Annotated in this window: 18 protein-coding genes; 12 read left to right on the top strand and 6 right to left on the bottom strand. The window is 72.2% G+C overall.

Features of this window, described 5'->3' with window-relative positions; translation table 11 throughout:
- Window positions 1-99: 99 nt before the first annotated feature.
- The 3 genes from ACYVHU_RS02005 (at window position 100) to ACYVHU_RS01995 (ending at window position 3,636) form a co-directional block, all read left to right on the top strand.
- Complete coding sequence (locus tag ACYVHU_RS02005; RefSeq protein WP_078760398.1) at window positions 100-2,151, top strand: S9 family peptidase; 2,052 nt, start codon at window positions 100-102, stop codon at window positions 2,149-2,151.
- Entirely contained in the window at window positions 2,148-3,086 is a 939-nt protein-coding gene (locus tag ACYVHU_RS02000; protein WP_498947402.1) for a S66 peptidase family protein, read from the top strand. The genes ACYVHU_RS02005 and ACYVHU_RS02000 overlap by 4 nt, the downstream gene beginning before the upstream one ends.
- A gap of 166 nt (window positions 3,087-3,252) precedes the next feature.
- The gene (locus tag ACYVHU_RS01995) at window positions 3,253-3,636 is read left to right on the top strand and encodes a peptidoglycan-binding protein (protein WP_498947401.1); all 384 of its coding nucleotides are present in this window, start codon (window positions 3,253-3,255) and stop codon (window positions 3,634-3,636) included.
- Here ACYVHU_RS01995 and ACYVHU_RS01990 read toward each other — a convergent pair.
- The 5 genes from ACYVHU_RS01990 to ACYVHU_RS01970 are packed head-to-tail and all read right to left on the bottom strand — an operon-like array spanning window position 3,633 to window position 9,544.
- On the bottom strand, window positions 3,633-4,676 hold the full coding sequence (locus ACYVHU_RS01990) for an ABC transporter ATP-binding protein (RefSeq protein WP_498947400.1): 1,044 nt from the start codon (window positions 4,674-4,676) through the stop codon (window positions 3,633-3,635). The two genes, ACYVHU_RS01995 and ACYVHU_RS01990, sit on opposite strands and share 4 nt — an antisense overlap.
- The gene (locus ACYVHU_RS01985) at window positions 4,673-5,704 is read right to left on the bottom strand and encodes an ABC transporter ATP-binding protein (RefSeq protein WP_498947399.1); all 1,032 of its coding nucleotides are present in this window, start codon (window positions 5,702-5,704) and stop codon (window positions 4,673-4,675) included. Before ACYVHU_RS01985 ends, ACYVHU_RS01990 begins: the two co-directional genes overlap by 4 nt.
- A complete protein-coding gene (locus tag ACYVHU_RS01980) occupies window positions 5,701-6,678 on the bottom strand; it encodes an ABC transporter permease (RefSeq protein ID WP_498947398.1) in 978 nt (325 codons plus the stop codon). The genes ACYVHU_RS01985 and ACYVHU_RS01980 overlap by 4 nt, the downstream gene beginning before the upstream one ends.
- A complete protein-coding gene (locus ACYVHU_RS01975) occupies window positions 6,675-7,718 on the bottom strand; it encodes an ABC transporter permease (RefSeq protein ID WP_498947397.1) in 1,044 nt (347 codons plus the stop codon). Before ACYVHU_RS01975 ends, ACYVHU_RS01980 begins: the two co-directional genes overlap by 4 nt.
- Entirely contained in the window at window positions 7,715-9,544 is a 1,830-nt protein-coding gene (locus ACYVHU_RS01970; RefSeq protein WP_078760392.1) for an ABC transporter substrate-binding protein, read from the bottom strand. Before ACYVHU_RS01970 ends, ACYVHU_RS01975 begins: the two co-directional genes overlap by 4 nt.
- Window positions 9,545-9,774: 230 nt before the next feature.
- Here ACYVHU_RS01970 and ACYVHU_RS01965 point away from each other — a divergent pair, with 230 nt between their 5' ends.
- On the top strand, window positions 9,775-10,488 hold the full coding sequence (locus ACYVHU_RS01965; protein WP_078760391.1) for a metal-dependent hydrolase: 714 nt from the start codon (window positions 9,775-9,777) through the stop codon (window positions 10,486-10,488).
- Between the two features lie 22 nt (window positions 10,489-10,510).
- Here ACYVHU_RS01965 and ACYVHU_RS01960 read toward each other — a convergent pair whose 3' ends face one another.
- Window positions 10,511-12,025, bottom strand: a complete 1,515-nt coding sequence (locus ACYVHU_RS01960) for a PucR family transcriptional regulator (RefSeq protein WP_078760390.1) — start codon at window positions 12,023-12,025, stop codon at window positions 10,511-10,513.
- Between the two features lie 101 nt (window positions 12,026-12,126).
- Here ACYVHU_RS01960 and ACYVHU_RS01955 point away from each other — a divergent pair, with 101 nt between their 5' ends.
- The 8 genes from ACYVHU_RS01955 (at window position 12,127) to ACYVHU_RS01920 (ending at window position 20,819) form a co-directional block, all read left to right on the top strand.
- Window positions 12,127-13,209 carry an S-methyl thiohydantoin desulfurase family protein gene (locus ACYVHU_RS01955; protein WP_078760389.1) on the top strand — a complete coding sequence of 361 codons (1,083 nt, stop codon included), beginning with the start codon at window positions 12,127-12,129 and terminating at the stop codon, window positions 13,207-13,209.
- On the top strand, window positions 13,206-14,777 hold the full coding sequence (locus tag ACYVHU_RS01950; protein WP_144389968.1) for a hydantoinase/oxoprolinase N-terminal domain-containing protein: 1,572 nt from the start codon (window positions 13,206-13,208) through the stop codon (window positions 14,775-14,777). Before ACYVHU_RS01955 ends, ACYVHU_RS01950 begins: the two co-directional genes overlap by 4 nt.
- Before the next feature lie 139 nt (window positions 14,778-14,916).
- The gene (locus tag ACYVHU_RS01945) at window positions 14,917-16,527 is read left to right on the top strand and encodes an ABC transporter substrate-binding protein (protein WP_078760388.1); all 1,611 of its coding nucleotides are present in this window, start codon (window positions 14,917-14,919) and stop codon (window positions 16,525-16,527) included.
- Window positions 16,528-16,611: 84 nt separating this feature from the next.
- Window positions 16,612-17,628, top strand: a complete 1,017-nt coding sequence (locus ACYVHU_RS01940) for an ABC transporter permease (protein WP_078760387.1) — start codon at window positions 16,612-16,614, stop codon at window positions 17,626-17,628.
- A complete protein-coding gene (locus ACYVHU_RS01935; protein ID WP_498947396.1) occupies window positions 17,625-18,512 on the top strand; it encodes an ABC transporter permease in 888 nt (295 codons plus the stop codon). The genes ACYVHU_RS01940 and ACYVHU_RS01935 overlap by 4 nt, the downstream gene beginning before the upstream one ends.
- 5 nt (window positions 18,513-18,517) lie before the next feature.
- A complete protein-coding gene (locus tag ACYVHU_RS01930; protein WP_235000752.1) occupies window positions 18,518-19,321 on the top strand; it encodes an ABC transporter ATP-binding protein in 804 nt (267 codons plus the stop codon).
- Window positions 19,314-20,078, top strand: a complete 765-nt coding sequence (locus ACYVHU_RS01925; protein WP_432936075.1) for an ATP-binding cassette domain-containing protein — start codon at window positions 19,314-19,316, stop codon at window positions 20,076-20,078. Before ACYVHU_RS01930 ends, ACYVHU_RS01925 begins: the two co-directional genes overlap by 8 nt.
- An 81-nt stretch (window positions 20,079-20,159) precedes the next feature.
- Window positions 20,160-20,819 (top strand): O-methyltransferase, encoded by a 660-nt coding sequence (locus tag ACYVHU_RS01920; RefSeq protein WP_498947395.1) that lies wholly within the window; start codon window positions 20,160-20,162, stop codon window positions 20,817-20,819.
- Window positions 20,820-20,908 lie beyond the last annotated feature (89 nt).

Below are 20,908 nucleotides of genomic sequence, written 5' to 3'. Positions count from 1 at the left end.
GGCGGCCCGGCTGACTCGGGGCGGCCGGTGACGGCCGTCCCGGCGGTACCGGCCGGTGCTCCCCGGCCGGCGGAGACGACGAACAGGAAAGGCCCGGCGGTGACGAAGCGCTCCCTCCCCTACGGCTCGTGGCCCTCCCCGATCGACGCCGCGGCGGTGGCCCGGCACGACGGGGCCCCCAACTGGCCCGCCACGCTTGAGGAGGAGGTGTGGTGGACCGAGCCCCGGCCCGGGGAAGGCGGTCGGGTGACCCTGTGCCGGGTCCGCCTGGACAGCAGCCCGGGCGGCGTCGAGACGGTCCTGCCCGCCCCCTGGAACGTGCGCAACCGGGTCCACGAATACGGCGGCCGGCCCTATGTCCTGTTCCGCGGCGGCGACGGCCCGGTCGTGGTGTTCAGCGAGTACTCCGACCAGCGGCTGTACCGCTACGAGCCCGGCCGCGCCCGCCACCCGCACGACCCCGCCCCGGGCCCGGTCGCGCTTCCCCGGCCGTTGACGCCCGAACCGGGCCTGCCCTCGGGGGTCCGCTACGCCGAACCGGTCGTGACCCCCGACGGCACGGAGGTGTGGTGCGTGCGTGAACTGCACACCGGTCCGGCCCCCACCGACGTGGAACGGGCGATCGTGGCGGTGCCGCTGGACGGCTCCGCCGCCGAGGACCCCCGGTCGGTCCGGATCGTTGCCTCGGGCCACCGTTTCCTCGCCTGTCCGCGGATCTCCCCCGACGGGCGCCGGCTGGCCTGGATCGGCTGGGACCACCCGGACATGCCCTGGGACTCCACGGCGCTCATGGTCGGCGAGATCACCGAGGACGGCAGGGTGGACGGGGCGCGCCGCGTCGCGGGCGGAAAGGACCAGGCGGTCGTCCAGGTGGAGTGGGTCAACGCCACCACGCTCTACTGCGTCACCGATCCCCAGGGGTGGTGGAACCCGCACCAGCTCACCTTGGACCCGGAGGGCGAGGCCGTGCGCGAGCCGGTCAACCTGTGCCGCCGCGACGAGGAGTTCGGCGGTCCGCTGTGGCAGACCGGCGCCACGTGGTCGGCTCCGCTGCCCGACGGCCGGATCGCCGTCGTGCACGGCCGGGCGGCCACCTCCCTGGGGCTGCTCAGCCCCGACTCCGGCGAGCTCGTCGACCTGACCACGCCCCACACCGAGTGGAGCGGCCGGATCACGTTGGGGGGCGCGGCGGGCAACTCCGTCATCGGCGTGGCCTTCTCCCCGACTCTTCCCGCCGAGGTGGTCTCCGTCTCGACGGTGACCGGCGAGTGGCAGTCGCTGAGCCGGCCGCCCGGCGACGACGCCGATGACCCCTTCGCCGACTACCTGCCCCGCCCCCAGGCGATGGTGGTGCGCGGGCCCGGCGGTCGCGACGTGCACGCCAACCTCTACCCGCCGCACAACCCCGAGGCGACCGGTCCCGAGGGGACCCCCGCCCCCTACGTCGTCTTCGTCCACGGTGGCCCCACCAGCCGCGCCCCGATGGTGCACGACCTTGAGATCGCCTACTTCACCAGCCGCGGCATCGGCGTCGCCGAGGTCAACTACGGCGGTTCCACGGGCCACGGCCGCGCCTACCGGGAGCGGCTGCGCGGCACCTGGGGGATCGTCGACGTCGACGACTGTGTCGCGGTGGCCCGGGACCTCGCCGAGCGCGGCCTGGCCGACCCCGAACGGTTGGCGATCCGCGGCGGCAGCGCCGGCGGGTGGACGGCGGCGGCGGCCCTGGCCTCCACCGACGTCTTCCGCTGCGGCGCGATCCTGTACCCCATCTTGGACCTGGTGGGGTGGCGCACGGGCGAGACCCACGACTTCGAGTCGCGGTACCTGGAGACCCTGGTCGGCCCCTGGCCCCAGGAGCGACGGCGCTACGAGGAACGCTCCCCGGTGAACCGGGCCGACTCGATCAACGCGCCGTTCGTGCTGTTGCAGGGGCTGGAGGACGAGATCTGTCCGCCGGTGCAGTCCGAACGTTTCCTGGAACGCATCCAGGGCCGGGGCGTGCCCCACGCCTATCTGGCGTTCGCCGGTGAGCAGCACGGCTTCCGCCAGGAGGCGACGATCCGGGCGGCGCTCAACGCCGAACTGTCGTTGTACGCCCAGGTGTTCGGGTTCGAGACCGATGCCGAGCCGGTGGAGCTGCGGCCGTGACCGCCGCGCGTCCGGGCAGGCGGCCACGGCGGCTGCGTCCCGGCGACCGGGTCTCGGTGGTGGCCCCGTGCGGGCCGGTACCCCGGCAACGGCTGGAGGAGGCGTGCGCGCTCCTGCGCGGCTGGGGGCTTGAGGTGAGTCTGGGCCGGCACGTGCTGGACCGTCATCCGGTCCTGCCCTACCTGGCCGGCAAGGACGCCGACCGCGCCCGCGACCTCCAGGAGGCGTGGTCGGACCCCGACAGCGCCGCGGTGTTGTGCGCCCGTGGCGGCGACGGCGCGCACCGCACCGTCGACCTGCTCGACTTCGCGGCGATGCGGGCGGCGCGGCCGAAGGCGTTCGTCGGCTACAGCGACGTCACCGCGCTGCACGAGGCGTTCGCCGGCGAGCTGGGGGTGGCGACCGTGCACGGCCCGGTGCTGGCCACCGCGGAGTTCGTCGGGGACGCCCGCACCTCGGCGGAGCTGCGCGCGACCCTGTTCGAACCGGAGTCACGCCTGAGACTGACCTCGCCGGGGGCGGCGACGCTGATCGGGGGGAAGGCCCGCGGGGTCACGATCGGGGGCAATCTGAGCCTGCTCAACGATGGTCTGTGCACCCCGCACAGCCGCCCCTCGGCCGCCGGCGGGATCCTGCTGTTGGAGGACGTCGGCGAGGACGTCTCCCGGATCGACCGGATGCTCACCCAGTTGCTGCGCACCGGTTGGCTCGACGGCGTGGCCGGAATCGCCCTGGGGTCCTGGCACAACTGCACGCCGGGGCCGGAGGTGATCCGCGCGTTGATGCTGGAGCGGCTGGCGCCGTTGGGCGTCCCCGTGGTGTGGGAGCTGGGGTTCGGCCACGCGCCGAGCCAGCTCACCGTCCCCCTGGGGGTGACGGCGACCCTGGACGCCGACGCCGCGACACTCGTCCTGGACGAGCCCGCCCTACGGTGAGGCGGTCCGGTCGCCTCCGGTCCGGGGGCGACCGGACCGCTCTCCCGCGCGCCCACCCCCTACTTTCGGCTTAACCGAACTCCCCCCTCAAGGATGAGGTCGGGCTCGCCCCGGCTGGGAATACTGGCGGATGAGGGCGGAGACCTCCGCCCGGGAGGTGATCACGATGGCCACGATCCGGGCACCACACCCCACCGGGGCCTGGCGCTCCGACGTCCCCGTCCACCACCGGGGGCAGCACCGTCTCGCCGACCTCCTGCGCGACGCTCTCACCTGGGCCGGCGCGGTGCTGGCCGGTGCGCTCGCCCCCGATCTCGTCCTTCCCGAGGCCGAACCCGCCGAGGTCCGCGCGTTGCTGATCGAGCTGGGTCTGCTGGACGCGGCCGCTGCGCCGGCCCAGCGCATCCTGGCGTTGCAGGAGTTCCAGCGTTCGATGGGCCTGCCCGCGGACGGGCGCGCCGACGGCCGGACCGTTTCGCTGCTCGCCCGGTCGGCCCGGGAGCACCGCGAGCTCCGCGAACTGGGTCTGCTGGGTCTGCCGGCCCGCTAACCGGGGGATCCCCGGCCGTCCTGGCCGGTGGCGTGGTGGCAGGCCACCTGCGCCACCGGGGCCGCCGAGAGGATCCCGGGGTCCTCGGCGCGGCAGCGCTCGGCGATCCCCGCGCGCTCGGCCTCGCCCGAGGCCAGCACCTGGCAGCGGGCGTGGAAACGGCACCCCCCGGGAATCCTGGTGGGGTCGGGCGGCTCACCGGACAGGATGATGGGCTCCCCGGTCCGGCCCTCGGGCAGGACCGACAGCAACGCGCGGGTGTAGGGGTGGCGTGGCGCGGTCAGCACCTCCTCGACCGAGCCGACCTCGACGATGCGGCCCAGGTACATCACGGCCACCCGATCGGCGATGTTCCAGGCCAGACCGAGGTCGTGGGTCACCACCAGGGCCGACAGCCCCAGGTCGTCGCGTAGGCGCAACAGCAGGTCGAGGATCTCGCCGCGCACCGAGGCGTCGAGCGAGGCGACCGGCTCGTCGGCCACGATGACCTCGGGGTCCAGCACCAACGCCCCGGCGATCACGACACGTTGGCGCTGTCCGCCCGACATCTCGTGGGGGTAGCGCAGGAAGAACCGCTCGGGCGGGCGCAGCCCCGCCCGAGACAGCGCGGCGGCGACCCGCTCCCGCTCGTCGGCGGTCGTCCCGTGGTGGATGCGCAGCCCTTCGGCGACCGCGTCGTAGACGGTGTGCCGGGGGTTGAGGGAGCCGTTGGGGTCCTGCAGCACCAGTTGGACGCGGCGGCGGTAGGCCTTGAGCTCACGGGCGCGGTGGCCCAGCGGCCGGCCTTCGAAGGTCACCTGTCCGGCCGTCGGCCGCTCCAGGCCCAGCAGCGTGCGGGCCAATGTGGTCTTCCCACACCCCGATTCGCCGACCAGGGCGACGATCTCGCCCGCCCGCACGTCGAGGTCGACCCCGTCGACAGCGCGGGCGACGGCGCGTTCCCCCCGGCCGCGGAACTCCACGCGCAGGTCGCGCGCCGCGAGGACGGCCGGGGCCGTCTCGGGGACGGGCCCGGCGACCCCGTCGGTGCGAATGGTCATCGGGTCTCCTCCACGGCCGTCTCGGGTGTGGTCCGCGCCGCGGGCGCCTCGACCGTGTCCGCGGCCGTCCCGTCGAGCACCCGCACGCACGCGGCCCTCCGTCGGGGGCCCGCGGGCCACAGCATCGGGTCGACGTGCGCGCAGCGCTCCTCGACGACCCCGCAGCGGGGCCGGAAGGAACAGCCCGAGGGCAGGGCCGCCGGGTCGGGCGGGTCCCCGGGCAGTCCGCGCGGGTTGCGGCGCGACGCCGGATCGCCGATCCGCGGGAACGCGGCGCCCAGGGCCTGGCCGTAGGGGTGGCGGGGGGCCGCGAACACCTCCGCCGCCGGCCCCTCCTCGACCACGCGCCCGGCGTACATCACGGCGAGCCGGTCACAGGTGTCGGCCAGCACCGACAGGTCGTGGCTGATCATCACCATGCTGATGCCGTGGTCGCCGATCAGGCGGTCGATCAGCCGCAGGATCTGGGCCTGGATCATCACGTCGAGCGCGGTGGTCGGCTCGTCCGCGACGATCAACCGCGGCTCGCAGGCCAGCGCCATGGCGATCATGACGCGCTGACGCTGGCCTCCCGACAGTTCGTGCGGGTAGGCGGCGGCGCGCGCCGCGGGCAGGCCGACCTGTTCCAGCAGCTCCCCCGCGCGGCGGGCGGCCTCGGCCCGGGTCGCCCCGCCGTGCAGCAGGATCGGCTCGGCGATCTGGTCGCCGATGCGGTGCACGGCGTTGAGCGCGTGCATCGCCCCTTGGAAGACGATCGAGGCGCCGGCCCAGCGGACCGCGCGCAATCGGCCCCACTTCATGGTCAGCACGTCCTCGCCGTCGAGCAGGACGCGCCCGCCCAGCACCGCCGACTTGGGCAGCAGCCGCAGCAGCGCGAGCGCGACCGTGGACTTGCCGCACCCCGACTCACCGGCGATGCCGAGCTTGCTCCCGGGTTCGACCGTCAGGTCGACGCCGCGCACCGCGGGCAGCGGGCCGTCCTGGGTGCGGTAGGTGACGGTGAGGTCGTTGACTTCCAGGTAGTTCACGAGCGGTCCCTCAGCCTCGGGTTGAGCACGCCTTCCAGGGCCCGGCCGCACAGCGTGAAGGAGAGCGCCACCAGCGCGATCGCCAGACCCGGCGGGAGCAGGTACCACCACACCCCGGAGCTGACCGCGCCCGCGTTGCGGGCGTCTTGGAGGACACCGCCCCACGACACGGTGGTCGGGTCGCCCAGACCGAGGAAGGCCAGGGTGGACTCCATGATGATCGAGCTGGCCACGAGCAGCGTGGTCTGCGCCAGCACCAGCGGCATGACGTTGGGCAGCACGTGGCGCATCATGATGTGCAGGTGCCCGCCGCCCAGCGCCCTGGCCCGCTCGATGTAGGGGCGGGCCTCCACCGCGAGCGTCTGGGCGCGGACCAGACGGGCCGTGGTCGGCCACGCGGTGACCCCGATCGCCAGGATGATGGTGAACACGCTCCGGCTGAGCACCGTGGCCAGCGCGATGGCCAGCACCAGGGTGGGCAGGACGAGGAACCAGTCGGTGACGCGCATCAGGACGGTTCCGGTGGCCCCGCCGAAATGACCGGCGATGATCCCGATGAGCGCGCCCAGGGTGACCGAGACCAGCGTGGCGAGGAAGCCGACGAGCAGCGACACCCGTGACCCCCAGATGACGAGGTCGAGCACCGAACGGCCGAAGTTGTCGGTCCCCAGCGGGTAGTCGAGGCTCGGCGGCTGGTAGGGCAGGCCGGGGGCCCGGGTGACGCTGAGGTCCGCGGGCTGGACGAGCCACGGGGCGGCCAGGGCCACCAGGACGAACAGCGCCAGCCCCGCCAGGCCGAACAGCCCGGCGCGGTTGGCCCGGTAGTCGCGCCAGAACCGCGCGAGCGCCCGCCGACGCCGCTGCCGGGCGAGCCTGCGCGGGGAGGCCGTGGCCCCCTCCGGGCCGTCCCCGGGACCGGGGCTCGGCGGTGCCGGGCGGGGTTCCGGCGTCGCCGCCGGTTCGGTCGTACTCATGAGCGCACCCTCGGGTCCAGCAGCGGGTAGACGAGGTCGGCGACCAGGTTCATGAGGATGACCGCCGCGGAGAAGAAGATGAACAGGGCCTGCACGAGCGGGAGGTCGGGAACGGACAGGGCCTCGTAGAACAGCGTTCCCAGCCCGGGCCAGGAGAAGACCGTCTCGACCAGGATCGCGCCCGAGGCGACCAGCCCGATGTTGAGGAAGATCAGCGTGACGGCGGGCAGCAGCGCGTTGGGGACCGCGTGGCGGCGGAGCACCAACGCGTCGCGCAGTCCCTTGGCCCGGGCCGTCACCAGGTAGTCGCCGCCCATCTCGTCCAGCAACGAGGAACGCATGATCATCAGGTACTGGGCGTACAGGACCGCGACCATCGTGGCCACGGGCAGCACCATGTGGTGGGCGACGTCCAGCGTCACCGCGACGGCCCCGGTGGTCCCGGGCGTCATCATGCCGCCGGTGGGGAAGAGGTCGGCGCCCGAGGCCAGCAGGACGATGAGGATCAGCCCGAGCCAGAACGTCGGCACCGACCACAGGGTGAGCGCGACACCGGAGTTGACCCGGTCGGAGACCGAACCGCGGCGCCACGCCGAACGGGTCCCCAGCCACAGCCCCAGCAGCGCGGCCAACAGCGTGCCGGTGCCCGAGAGCAGGACGGTAGGCCACAACCGGTCGGCGATGAGCTCGACGACGGGGACGCGGTACTGGTAGGAGACCCCCAGGTCGAAGCGGAGCAGCCCCAGGCAGTAGTCGACGAACTGCTGCGGCAGTGGCTTGTCCAGCCCGAACTGGCGGCGCAGCTCCTCCATCTGCTCGACGCTGACCGAGCGTCCCTCGGTCATGGCCCGCACCGGGTCGCCGGGCAGGATGCGGAAGAGGAAGAACGCGGTGAACATGACCGCGACCAGGGACAGCAGCGAGGTCAGCAGTCGCCCGGCGATGTAGCGCAGCGCCTTGCCCCGGCCGGGCCGGCCCTCCCCGCCCCTGTCCGGGGCGGAGCCGGCGGCCGCGGTGACCGGGGCCTGGGTCCCGGTCATTCGCGGTCCTCCGCCGTCGCCGAGCGGTGGCGCACGACGAGGAAGACGACTCCCGCGCCGACCACGACGACCCCCGCGGCGATACCGGCGATCAGCGCACCGGAGACGCCCGACGAGGAGCCCGCGGCGTCGGCGGGCTGGGCCGACCAGAAGCTCCAGTAGCCGTCCTGTCCCCAGATGTTGCCGCCGGGATCGGGCTGGACCTGGATGGAGGCGATCTGGTCGGATCGGTAGGCCTCCAGCGTGTTGGGATAGACCAGCACGTTGACGACCGCCTCCTCGTAGAGGATCTGCTGCATCTCCTTGACGAGGTTCGCGCGCTCCTGCGGGTCGTACTCGGCGATCTGGCGCCGGTAGAGCTCGTCGTAGTCCTCGTTGCAGAAGTAGGAGTCGCTGCGCATCGTGCCCGGTTCGACCGGAAGCGCGTCGCAGGTGTGGATGCCGAGCACGTAGTCGGGGTCGGGGTTGACCGCCCAGCCCGTGAAGATCAGGTCGTACTCGCCGCTGGTGAGCGCGTCGCCGATCTTGCCGGGGTCGACGTATTCGCCCTGGACCTCGACACCGATGTCGGTGAGCCACTCCTCCACGAACTGGCCGGTCTGCACGTAGTCGGGCCGGTCGTTGTGGACGTGCAGGCGCAGGGAGAGCCGTTCGCCGTCGGGGGAGACGCGGACGCCGTCCTCGCCGCGTTCATACCCCGCCTCGTCCAGCAGCGCGTTGGCCGCCTCGGGGTCGAAGGCCAGCCGCTCGTCCCCGGCCGGGGTCCAGTGGTAGTCGCCGTACCGGGAGGGGATGTAGCCCTCGGCGGCCTCGGCGTAGCCGCCGTAGACCCGTTCGACGATCGCCTCCTTGTCGATGGCCATCGTGATCGCGCGGCGCACGTCGCGGTCGCGCAGCGCCGGATGGCCGTCGCCGATGGGGTCACCGTCTTGGGTGCGAGCCCCGGGGTTGATGGTGAAGCCCATGAAGCGTTTGCCGCTGGCGTCGTTGACGGTGATGCCGGATTCGCCGGCGAGCGCGTCGGCCTGGGCCGGGGTGAGCTGGCTGACCAGGGAGACCTCACCCTTGCGCAGCGCCTCGACCATCGCGTCCTGGTCGTTGTAGTAGCGGAACACGATCCGGTCGAAGCCGGGGGCGCCCCGCCAGTAGTCGGGGTTGGCCTCCAGGGTGATCGAGCGATTGGGCTCGTAGCCGGTGAGGACGAACGGCCCGCTGCCGACGACGGGGAAGTCCTGGTCGTTGTTGTGGCTCGCGAAGTCGTCCACGTTCTCCCAGACGTGCCGGGGCAGGATCGGCACGTCCAGGGCGAGCATCGTGGCCTGGGGTTCGGCCAGCTTGACGACGACGGTGGCGTCGTCGGGGGCGGTGACCTTCTCGAAGTTGGCGACGAAGTTGCCGTTGGCCGTGGCCGCGGCCTCGTCCTCCATCATCGTGGTGTAGGTCCAGGCGACGTCGTCGGCGGTCAGGGGCTCGCCGTCGCTCCACTCCAGGCCGTCTCGGAGGTGGAAGGTCCAGGTGAGCTGGTCCTCCGAGACCTCCCATGACTCCGCGATGGCGCCGATCGGCTCGTTGGTCTCGGCGTCGTAGTTGGTGAGGTAGTCATAGACCAGCCGGTGGATGTTGGTGCTGATGGCCCGCTGGGCGAGGAAGGGACTGAGGGAATCGACCGGTTGGGAGACGGCGAGGGTCAGCGTGGTCGGCGCCCCGTCGGCGGACTCGGCCGCCGCGGCGGTGGGGAGGGACCCCACCACGAAGGCCAGCACGGCGGCGCCCAGCGCCGTCCAGCGGGAGGATCTCGGTCTCGAAGGTGTCTGTCGAACGACCATGGAGCGGATTCCCTCATTGCTCGGGGGGAGAGTGATCTTCTCGCCGCTGAGTTGGTTGTCTACCAGCGTCGCCGGAGGAGGGTCAACGATTCGCACCGTGGACGTCACATAACGTTTACGATGGGTAGACCCGCTCATGGCGTGGTCGGTGCTGACATCACCGCGCGTCCCCGTTTTGTAGCCGCTCAGGCGATTCGCCTGAAACGCCGTCAACCGCTACGGTTCCGGCCATGATGGGGCACTCTCACGCGCTGAGCGGCGTGGTCGGTTGGATGGCGATCGTTCCCCTGGTGCAGGGGACGGAGATCCTGGGCGTCCGGTTCGACCTCGGCCCCGGAGAGATCATCGCCGGGTCGTTCGTCTGCGCCGGCGCGGCGCTGCTGCCCGACCTCGACCACAAGAGCGCCACCATCACCCAGACCTACGGCGTGGTCACCAAGACGTTGGGGGCGTTGCTCAACTGGCTCTTCGGCGGGCACCGCAACGGGACCCACTCCTTCCTCTTCGCCCTCATCATGGGGGTGCTGACCCAGGCACTGGCGTTGTGGTCCGACATGGCGGTACAGGTCTTCGTCTTCCTCCTCACCGGCATCGCCCTCAACGGGCTGGGCTTCGGCATGGACAAGAACCGCACCGCCGCCGAGGTGATCAACGCGATGGGGACGGCCGGCATCGTCCTCGCGCTCTATACCTCGGGCGTCGACTACTCGTGGATGGGTCTGGCCGTCGCCTTCGGCTGCCTGCTGCACTTCGCCGGCGACATGGCCACCGAGATGGGCGTCCCGCTGCTGTGGCCGGCCAGCAAGTACCGCTTCGGCAAGAACATGGGGTTCAAGACCGACGGCCCGATCGAGCGCAAGGTCATCACGCCGCTGCTGACGATCGCCATCGTCCTGTACTCGATCTACCTGTTCCCCTGGGCCGAGATGCTCCCCGAAGCGTGAGCCCGCCGCCTCGGGGCGGCGTTCACGAGAGTTTCCAGGCCCGGCACGCCAGGTGCAGGGCCAGCCGCTGGTCGGGGTCGTCCAGGTCCACGTCCAGCAGCGACACGATGCGCTTGAGCCGGTAGCTGACCGCGTTGCGATGCAGGTTGAGCGCCGTCGCGGTGCCGCTGAGCGACCCCTGCTGGTCCAGGTAGACCCGCAGGGTGCGCACCATCATGGCGCACTTGTCGGGCCCGAGCCGTTCCAGCGGGGCGAGCAGGTCGCGCACCGCGGTGCGGGCGGTGTGGGTGGTGTACCACTCGACGAGCATGCGGTGCAGCCCCAGGTCGTCGAAGACCACGATCTCGGGCGTCCTGGCGCCGTGGGCGGGGTCGTCGCTGAGCAGGGCGGCGCGGGCCTCGGCCCACGAGGCGCGCAGCCCCTCGACGGTCTCATGGACGCTGCCGATCCCGAACCGGACGCGCCGCTCCGGCATTCGGCGGGCCAGCTCGGCGTGCACCGTCTCCACGGCGGCGCGCACCTTGCGCATCGCCCCCTCCCCCGGGTTACGGCCCCAGGTGCGCACCAGCAGGGGGGTTCCGTCGGCGTAGGCGAGGTGCCAGCCCGCGCCCCCGCCCTCGCCGTGCCCGGCCCCGGAGCGGCCGACCGCCTGCATGACGACGGTGCCCAGCGTCTCGCCGAACCCGAACCGCTGCGCCTCGCTCAGCTCCTCGGTGTCGACGTCGAGCTGCACCACCGCGTGCCAGTCGTCGATGCCCAACCCCAGCGAGCGGGCCCGGGGCACCAGTTCGATCACGTGCTGCGGGCCGGCCGTCAACAGCTCGCTGAGCAGCTGGGAACGGGATCGGATGGGCAGCTCCTCGGCCCGCCTGCGGGCGATCGTCACGCGGGCCGCGGTCTCCGCGGTCAGCCGGGCGACGATCCGGGCGAGGTCACCGCCGGGCCCCGCGGCGTCGGGCACCGCGACGTGGTCGACCTCCACCCCGTCGATGAGGACCGGCGCGCCCACTTCGCCGTCCTGGGGTCTGCGGGCCTGGACCGGGCAGCCCGCGGCCTGTGCGGCCAGCGCGCACAGTTCGGCGGTGGTCAGGTCGTCCTCGACCGCCTCGGCCAGGGCCCGGGCGGCCGCCGTGGCGCGGGCCAGCGCGTCCTCGGACCCCGCGTCGATCACCCGGCCGATGGCGCGCACGAGACGCGCGGCGTCGGTCTCGGCCGGGACACAGGCCAGCGCCATCTCCGAGCGGCTGGCGAGCCTGGTGGCGCTGCGCGGCACCTTCTCCGGGTGGTAGCCGTGCAACAGGAGCAGGGCGGCACCGCGTTCGGCCACGGTTCGGCCCCAGATGTCGAGGTGGTAGGCCTGGGCCTGGGCCAGCAACGAGGGCGTCAGGATAACAACAGCGCCCTCGGGGACCTTGTGCAACCGGGCCGGATCGTCCACCATGGCGACATCGCTCACCTCGCGCGCCGGAAGGCTGCCCGTGACGACGTTGGCCGTCTCCAGTCCTGGACTGGACAAAAGCTCCGAAAGCTTCGCCATGATCGTTTATTGTGCCCTATGCACAATAGAAAGATGAAACGTCGTGCAAAGAAGCCGGTGACCTTACTACATACCCGTCCTTAGGCTCGTTAACCGTGTTTATGGATGAAACCACACTGCCCGACTATGCGCGGGGAGCGGCGATCCTGGGAGCGGGAGGCGGCGGGTCCACCCGGGTCGGCCTGCTCGCGGCGCTCCAGGCCGTTGAGGAGTTCGGCCCCGTCGAGGTCATCAGCGTTGACGACCTGCCCGACGACGCGCTGGTCCTCCCGGCCGCCGGACTCGGCTCCCCCGACATCACCCTGGAGAAGCTCGGCAACCCCGAGCAGGGCGTGTGGATGCGCACGGCGATGGAGAAGGAGCTCGGTCGTCCCGCGCACGCGCTGATGGCCAGCGAGGTCGGGGGCAGCAACGCGCTCACCCCGATCGTGTGGGCGGCGCACACCGGCCTGCCCCTCCTGGACGCGGACGGCATGGGCCGGGCCTTCCCCGAGGTCCAGATGGTCACCATGCACCTCAAGGGCATCCCCGCCACCCCGACCGCGCTCGTGGACGAACGCGGCCACCAGATGATCTTCCGCGACATGGACGCGCGCTGGCTGGAACGCTCCGCCCGCGCGGTCGCCGTGGCCTTCGGCGGCTTCGCCTGCACCGTGGACCACCCCTTCACCGGCGCGCAGGCCCGCGATTGCACCATCCCCGGCAGCGTCTCGCGCGCCCTGCACATCGGGCGCGTCATCTCCGAGACCACCCACGACCGCGTGGCGACCGTCATGGACCGCCTCGGCGGCCACGTGCTCATCACCGGAAAGATCAGCGACGTCGAACGGCGCACCGTCGACGGCTTCGTCCGCGGCAACGTCCTGATCGACGGCGTGGGCGAGGACCGCGGCCGGCTGGTGCGGGTGGAGATCCAAAACGAGAACCTCGCCGTCTTGGAGGACGGCCGGGTCCTGGCCTCGGTGCCCGACATCATGACCATGCTGGACAGCCAGACCAGCGACGTCATCTTCACCGAGGAGCTGCGCTACGGCCAGCGGGTGACGCTCGTCGCGCTGCCCTCCCCCGACGTCTGGCGCACCGACGCCGGACTGGAGCTCGTCGGCCCGCGGGCCTTCGGATACGACTTCGACTACACGCCGGTGGAGGAGCTGCTGGCCCAGCGAGAGGGAGGCTCCGCGTGACGACCACCGACCTGCGTATCGGCATCGACGTCGGCGGCACCAACACCGACGCCGTCGTGCTCGGCGACACCCAGGCCCCCATCGCCCGGACCAAGGTCTCCACCAGCTCCGACATCACCACCGGCATCGTCACCGCGCTGACCGAGGTCCTGTCGGCCCCCGGCGTCTCGGCGGCGCGCGTGGGCCACGTGATGATCGGCACCACCCACGCCACCAACGCGCTGCTCCAGCGCCGCGACCTCCAGCGCGTCGCCGCGATCCGGATCGGCGCGCCCGCCTCCACCGCCATCCGCCCGATGTTCGGCTGGCCCGAGGACCTGTACCGCAAGGTCTCGGCGGGCGCGTGCATCGTGCGCGGCGGGGTGGAGCTCAACGGCGAGGACGGCGCCCCCTTCGACGCCGAGGCGGTCGCGCGCTTCTGCGGCGAGGTGGCAGGGACCGCCGAGGCCGTCGCCATCACCAGCGTGTTCGCGCCGGTCTCGGCGGCGCACGAGCACCTGGCCCGCGAGGTGGTGCGCCGCGAACTCGGCGACATCCCCGTCACCCTGTCCCACGAGATCGGCTCGCTCGGCCTGCTGGAACGCGAGAACGCGACGATCCTCAACGCCGCGCTGGGCCGGGTGGCGACCCAGATCGTCCAGGCCATCGACGAGGCGCTGAGCGCCCACGACCTGGCGCACGCGGTGCCGTTCTTCGCCCAAAACGACGGCACGCTGATGACCCTGGAGTCCACCGAGCGCACCCCGGTGCTGACCATCGGCAGCGGCCCCGCCAACAGCCTGCGCGGCGCGGCCTACCTCACCGGCGAGGCCAACGCGCTGGTCGCCGACGTCGGCGGCACCTCCACCGACGTCGGCGCGCTGACGCTGACCTTCCCGCGCGAATCCGCGTTCGGGGTCGAGGTGGGCGGGGTGCGGACCAACTTCCGGATGCCCGACCTCGTCAGCATCGCCATCGGCGGCGGAACGATCGTCCAGGCCGGCGAGGACGGCGCCCCCCAGGTCGGTCCGCGCAGCGTCGGCTACGAGCTGTCCCGGCGCGGCCTGGTGTTCGGCGGCGACGTGACCACCCTGTCCGACGCCGCCGTCCTCGACGGCCGGGCGAGCATGGGCGACACCGACGTCCCCGACTCGCTGCGCCCGCTGCTGCGCGCGGCCCTGGAGGAGGCCGACCGCCAGGTCGCCGAGGCGATCGACCGCATCAAGGTGACCCGTGGTGACCTTCCACTCATCGCCGTGGGAGGCGGAAGCGTGCTGATCCCGGATACGCTGCCCGGCGTGACCGAGGTGATCCGCCCCGAACACTACGACGTGGCCAACGCCATCGGCGCCGCCATCGGCACGGTCAGCGGCCAGGTCGACCGGATCTACCCCGTCGGCTCCGCGGCCGGCGGCCGGGCCAAGGCCATCGAGGCGGCCCGCCAGAGCGCGGTCGAGAACGCCGTCAGCTCCGGCGCCGACCCCAAGGCGGTGGAAATCGTCGAGATCGACGAGATCCCGCTGTCCTACCTGCGCGAACCCGCGATCCGGCTTCGTGTCAAGGCCGCCGGCCCGCTCAGCAAGGTGTGAAAGGTTTCCCGGATCACCCCCCGTTCCCCCGTCGGCGTACCGCACGGTACGCCGGCGGGCTTCGGCGTTGCGTCACCACGCGACGCCGGCATGTTCTGTTTGCCGGTTCCTGTCCCCGACCCTCCACGAGAAACAACCCATGACCCCAGTCACTCCCCCCTCCACCCGCCGATCACGTCGCGCGGGCGCCCGGTCGATCCTGGCCGCGGCCACCGCCCTCGTCATCACCGCGGCCGGGTGCTCCTCTGGTGACTACGGCTCGACCAGTGCCGACTCCACCACCTTCACCTACCTGAGCACGACCGATATCATGACCGAGTGGGACCCGGCGGCCTCCTACTCCAACGAGATCGTCGCGTTCCCGAACATGTACGAGACGCTCACCCGCTACAACTCGGAGAGCGGTGAGGTCGAACCGCTGCTGGCCACCGAGTGGTCCTCCTCCGACGACGGGTTGACCTGGACGTTCACCCTGCGCGAGGGGGTGACCTTCCACTCCGGGGAACCCATGACCGCCGCCTCGGTCAAAAAGGCGATCGAGCGCACGATCGAGGTCGGCGCCGGTGCCGCCTACCTGTGGTCCCCGGTGGAGGAGATCTCCACGCCCGACGACCGCACCGTCGAGTTCAAACTGAGCCACGCCGCTCCGCTCGACCTGATCAGCGCCGCCGCCTACGGCGCCTACATCTACGAGGTGCCCGAGAACGAGGGGGCCTTCGAGTCCACCTCCCACGGCACCGGCCCCTACACCGTCTCGGAGTGGAAGCCGGGCGAGGAGAACGAACTCACCCTCACCGCCTACGAGGGCTACTGGGGCGGCTGGGAGGGCGAGCACTACGAGCAGATCGCCTACCGCGTCGTCCCGCAGGCCTCCACCGCCGCCCAGCTCATCACCTCCGGTGAGGCCCACTACGCGCAGGCCCTGCCCACCCAGCTGCTGGAGCCGATGCACGACGACCCCTCGCTTCAGGTCATCGAGACCGCGTCGTGGCAGAACCTGTTCGGTCTGATGAACACCGAGAAGCCCCCGCTGGACGACAAGCGGGTGCGCCAGGCGATCGCGCACGCGATCGACTACGACGCCCTCATCGAGGGCACCAACGGCGGCTTCAGCGAGTCCGAGGGCGTCATCCCCGAAGGACTGATCGGCCACCAGGAGGACCCGGGCCTGCGGATGTACGACCCCGACCGGGCCGAACAGCTGCTGGAGGAGGCCGGCTACGGTCCCGACAGCGGCGAGATCCTCACCCTGAACCTCACCTACACCGAGGGTGAGGAGGACGTCGCCACGATGGCCAGCCTCATGCAGTCCCAGCTCGCCAGCGTCAACATCGAGCTGCAGATCGAAGGGCTGCCCTGGGAGTCGGCCCAGTGGCCCAAGGCCCAGGAGGCCGATCCCGAGGACCGGCAGGACATCCTCCTGATGTACTGGTGGCCCGACGACCCGCAGCCGCTGTCGTGGTACCAGAACCTCTTCCGCACCGAGGAGGAGATCCTCCTCAACCTCGCCTACTACTCCAACCCCGAGCTCGACAAGCTCATCGACGAGGTCGGCCCGCTCACCGCGACCGACCCCGAGGCCGCGGAACGGACCTACGCCGAGATGCAGGAGATCCTCAACGAGGACGCCCCCGCCCTGTTCCTGGGCAACCGGCGCTACCAGCGCGCGGTGAGCGCCTCCGTCGAGGGATTCCGGGACGAACCGATGTATGCCAACGTCCCGTTCGTCTACGACTACTCCCCCGCCTGATCCACCTCCCAACGGTCCGGGGCCGTCACCGTCCGGCGGCCCCGGACCCCCTTCCGACCCCCTTTTCCCCTCCCAGGAGAACCCGTGATCGCCTACACGGCCCGCAGGCTCGGCCTGTCGGCGCTCGTCGCCTTCGGGGTCGTCGTCCTGACCTTCGTGATCGCCCGTGTCGTGCCCGGCGACCCCGCGGCCGGCTGGGCCGGTCCGCGGGCGAGCCAGGCCGAGCGCGATCGAGTCCGCGCCGAACTGGGCCTGGACGATCCCCTGCACACGCAGATCGTCAACTACGTCGCCGGCGTCCTGCGCGGCGACTGGGGCATCTCGGTCCGCACCCACCGGCCCGTCCTGGACGACCTGTCCACCCTGCTGCCCAGCACCCTCCAGCTCGTCCTGGCCGGCCTGCTCATCGGCCTGCTCGTCGGCATCCCGGCCGGCCTGCTCGCCGCCCGCTGGCAGGGCCGGCTGCCCGACGTCGTCGTGCGCGTCGGCGCCGTCATCAGCGGGTCGATGCCCGTCTTCTGGCTGGCCCTGCTGATCCAGATGTTCTTCGCCACCCGGCTGGGCCTGCTGCCCGTGGCCGGCATGTACGACCAGGCCGTGCTCGCCGAGCACCCGCTCACCCGCATCACCGGCCTGTCCCTCGTCGACGCGCTGCTCACCGGCAACTGGGCCATGGCCGCCAGCGTCTTCGACCACCTGCTGCTGCCCGCGCTCGCCGTGGCGGCCTACCCCGTCGCGGTCATCGCCCGGCTGGTGCGCGCGAGCGTCCTGGACACCCTCGGCGAGACCCACGTGCAGATGGTGCGCGCCCTGGGCTTTCGCGAGCGCTCCGTGCTGGGCCGCTTCGCGCTGCGCCTGTCGTGGAACCCCGTCCTGCAGACCGTCGCCCTCATCTTCGGCTCCTCGCTGGTCAACACCTTCCTCGTCGAGGCGGTGTTCAACTACCCGGGCCTGGGCGGCTACGCCGCCGCCTCGGCGACCGTCCTCGACGTCCCGGCGATCGTCGGTGTCACGCTCCTGGTGGCACTGCTCTACATCGCCGCCAACCTCATCGTCGACCTCCTGCACGCCGCCCTCGACCCACGGATCCGGCTCCGGTGACCACTACCCCTGCCTCCCCTCCCGCCCGGCGCGGCCGTTCGGCCCGGACGCCGGCCATACTCCGACGTTCGCCCGCGATCTGGACGATCACCGCGCTGCTGGCGCTGCTGGCCCTCATCGCCCTGTTCGCCCCGCTGCTGGCCCCCTATCCCGGCGACGCGACCGGCGCCACCGACACCTCACGCGCGCTGCTGCCCCCCTCGGCCGACCACTGGTTCGGCACCGACCACCTGGGCCGCGACGTGTTCACCCGGGTCCTCTACGGTGCCCGTGTCGGCCCGCTGATCGCCCTGATCGTCGTCTTCGTCTCCCTGCTCGTCGGCCTGGTCGTGGGCCTGGTCGCCGGCTACTTCGGCGGATGGATCGACGAAGTCCTCATGCGCGTCACCGACGTGTTCCTCGCGGTGCCCGCGCTGCTGCTGGCGCTCGCGCTCGCCTCGGTGCTGCCTCGTGGCGTGGTCGGGCTGACCATCGCCCTCGCGGTGACCTGGTGGCCCTGGTACGCCCGGCTCGTGCGCGGCGATGCCGCGTCGATCGCCGGCCGCCGCCACATCGAGGCGTGCCGGGCGCTGGGCCTGCCCACGTGGCGCATCCTGGCCCGTCACGTCCTGCCCAGCGCCACGACCCCGCTGCTGGTCCAGGCCTCCACCGACATCGGCGGCGTCATCCTCGTCGCCGCCGGCCTGTCCTTCCTCGGTCTGGGCGCCCAGTCGCCCACCCCCGACTGGGGGCTGATGGTGCAGGAGTCGCAGAACTACTTCGCGACCCACTGGTGGATCGGCACCTTCCCCGGCCTGGCGATCATGCTGGTCGCGGCACTGTGCTACCTGCTCGGTGACGCGCTGCGCGACCGTCTCGACCCTCGACGCACGCCCCGGATCTGACGACGATGACAGCGAACCCCACCACCTCCGGCCCCCTGCTGGCCATCCGCGACCTGCGCATCGGCTTCGGCGCGCGCACCCAGGTCCACATCGGCGAACTCGACGTGCGCGCCGGCGAGATCGTCGGCCTGGCCGGCGAGAGCGGCGCCGGCAAATCCCTGACCGGGCTGTCCGTCCTGGGACTGTCCCAGCGCTCCGGCGCCACCGTCACCGGCTCGATCACCCTGGACGGGGTGGAACTGGTCGGCGCCCCCGAGGCGCGGCTGCGACGGCTGCGCGGGGGCACCATGGCGCTCATCCCGCAGAACCCGTCCTCGGCGTTCAACCCGGTCCTGCGCGTGGGCACCACGGTGCGGCGCGCGCTGCGCCTGCACGGCGACTCCCGGGCGACCGCGCGGCGCCGGGCCGTCGAGGCCGTCACAAAAGTCCGCCTGGAGGAACAGCACCTGGAGCGCTACCCGCACCAGCTCTCCGGCGGGCAGCTCCAGCGGGTGGCCATCGCGCTCGGGCTGGCGCTGGGCGCCCGCCTGCTCATCGCCGACGAACCCACCAGCGCCCTCGACGTGACCGTGCAGGACGAGATCTGCGGGCTGTTGCGCTCGCTGCGCGACGACGAGGGGGTGTCCGCGCTGTTCGTCAGCCACGACCTCGCCGTGCTGGGCTCCACCTGCGACCGCATCGCGGTGATGCGCGACGGGCGGATCCTGGAGGACCGTCCCGCCGTCGACCTGGTCACCGCACCGCACCACGACTACACCCGTGAGCTGCTGGCCGCCGTGCCGCGCTTGAGAGGGGGCAGCGATGCTTGAGGCCAAGGACGTCACCGTGCGTTTCGGCCGGACCGTGGCCGTGGACCGGGTGAGCCTGCGGCTCCCCGACGGCCCGTGCGGCCTCGGCCTGATCGGGGAGAGCGGATCGGGCAAGACCACGCTGGGCCGCGCCCTCCTGCGACTGGCGCCGGTCGCCTCGGGGTCGATCCGCTTCGACGGCGAGGACGTCCTCGCGATGCGCCGGCTGCGGCCCTACCGGCGCGCGGTGCAGGTCGTCCTCCAAGACACCGATGGGGCGCTCAGCCCGCGGATGCGGGTCGGGACGGCGATCGCCGAGGTGCTGCGCTCCCACCGGCTGGTGCCGCGCGGCGCCGAACGCGAGCGGGTCGTGGAGCTGCTCACCGACGTCGGCCTGTCCGCCGAGCACGCCGACCGCTACCCGCACCAGCTCTCGGGCGGGCAGCGCCAGCGTGTGGCGATCGCCCGCGCGCTGGCGGTGCGGCCCCGCGTCCTCGTCCTGGACGAGCCCACGAGCGCGCTGGATGTGACCGTGCAGGCGCGTGTGCTGGAACTGTTCGAACGGCTCCGCGAGGAGCACCGGCTCGCCTACCTGCTGATCTCCCACGACCTCGCGGTCGTGGAACGCCTGTGCGAGCGGACCATGGTGCTGCGCTCCGGCCGGGTCGTCGAAGAGGGGCCGACCGCCCAGGTCCTCCACGACCCGCGCGAACCCTACACCCGGCGGCTGCGCGACGCGGTCCCCCGCCTGCCCGCCACCCCGCCGGCCACCCCCTGACGGCCGTGTTCCCTCCCCCTCCGGACGAAACCCCCACCTCAGGGGCCCGGCCGGAGGGGGTGGAGGGTCTAGGCTGACGGGGTGACGCGCACGAGTGAGAACCTCAGCCCCGCCCTGCACGACTACCTGGTGGCGCACAGTTCCCCGGTGGACGAGGTCCTGCGCGACCTCGCCGCCGAGACCGAGCGCCTCTTCCCCGCCAGCGCGCGATTGCAGATCGGCCCCGAGCAGGGGACGTTCATGACCCTGCTGGCCCGGATGTGCGGTGCCCGCGACGCCGTGGAGGTCGGCACCTTCACCGGCTACTCCTCGATCTGCCTGGCCCGCGGCCTCCCCGAGGACGGCAGACTGCTCGCCTGTGACGTCAGCGAGGAGTGGACCGCGGTGGCGCGGCGCTACTGGGAACGCGCCGGCGTCGCCGACCGGGTGACCCTGCGCATCGGCCCGGCCATCGAGACGCTGCGCTCCCTGCCCCGCGAGCCCCGGTTCGACCTCGCCTTCATCGACGCCGACAAGGAGGGCTACGTCGCCTACTGGGAGGAGCTGGTGCCCCGGATGCGGCCGGGCGGCGTCCTGCTGGCCGACAACACCTTCTCCCACGGCCGCGTGATCGACCCGTCCGTCACCTCGTCGGCCGTGCAGGGCATCCGCGACTTCAACGCCCGGGTCCACGCGGACGACCGCGTGGAGCAGGTGCTCCTACCGATCAGCGACGGCCTCACCCTGGCCCGCAGGCGCTGACCCGGCGGCCCCTCGCGCCTTCCGCGCGCCGGGCCGCCCGTCCCCGTCCTTCCACAGGCGTCACCGGTCTCCCCCCGCCCCCTGCCCTC

The organism is Marinactinospora endophytica (assembly GCF_054780875.1).
This window is presented reverse-complemented; position numbering and strand designations above follow the sequence as displayed.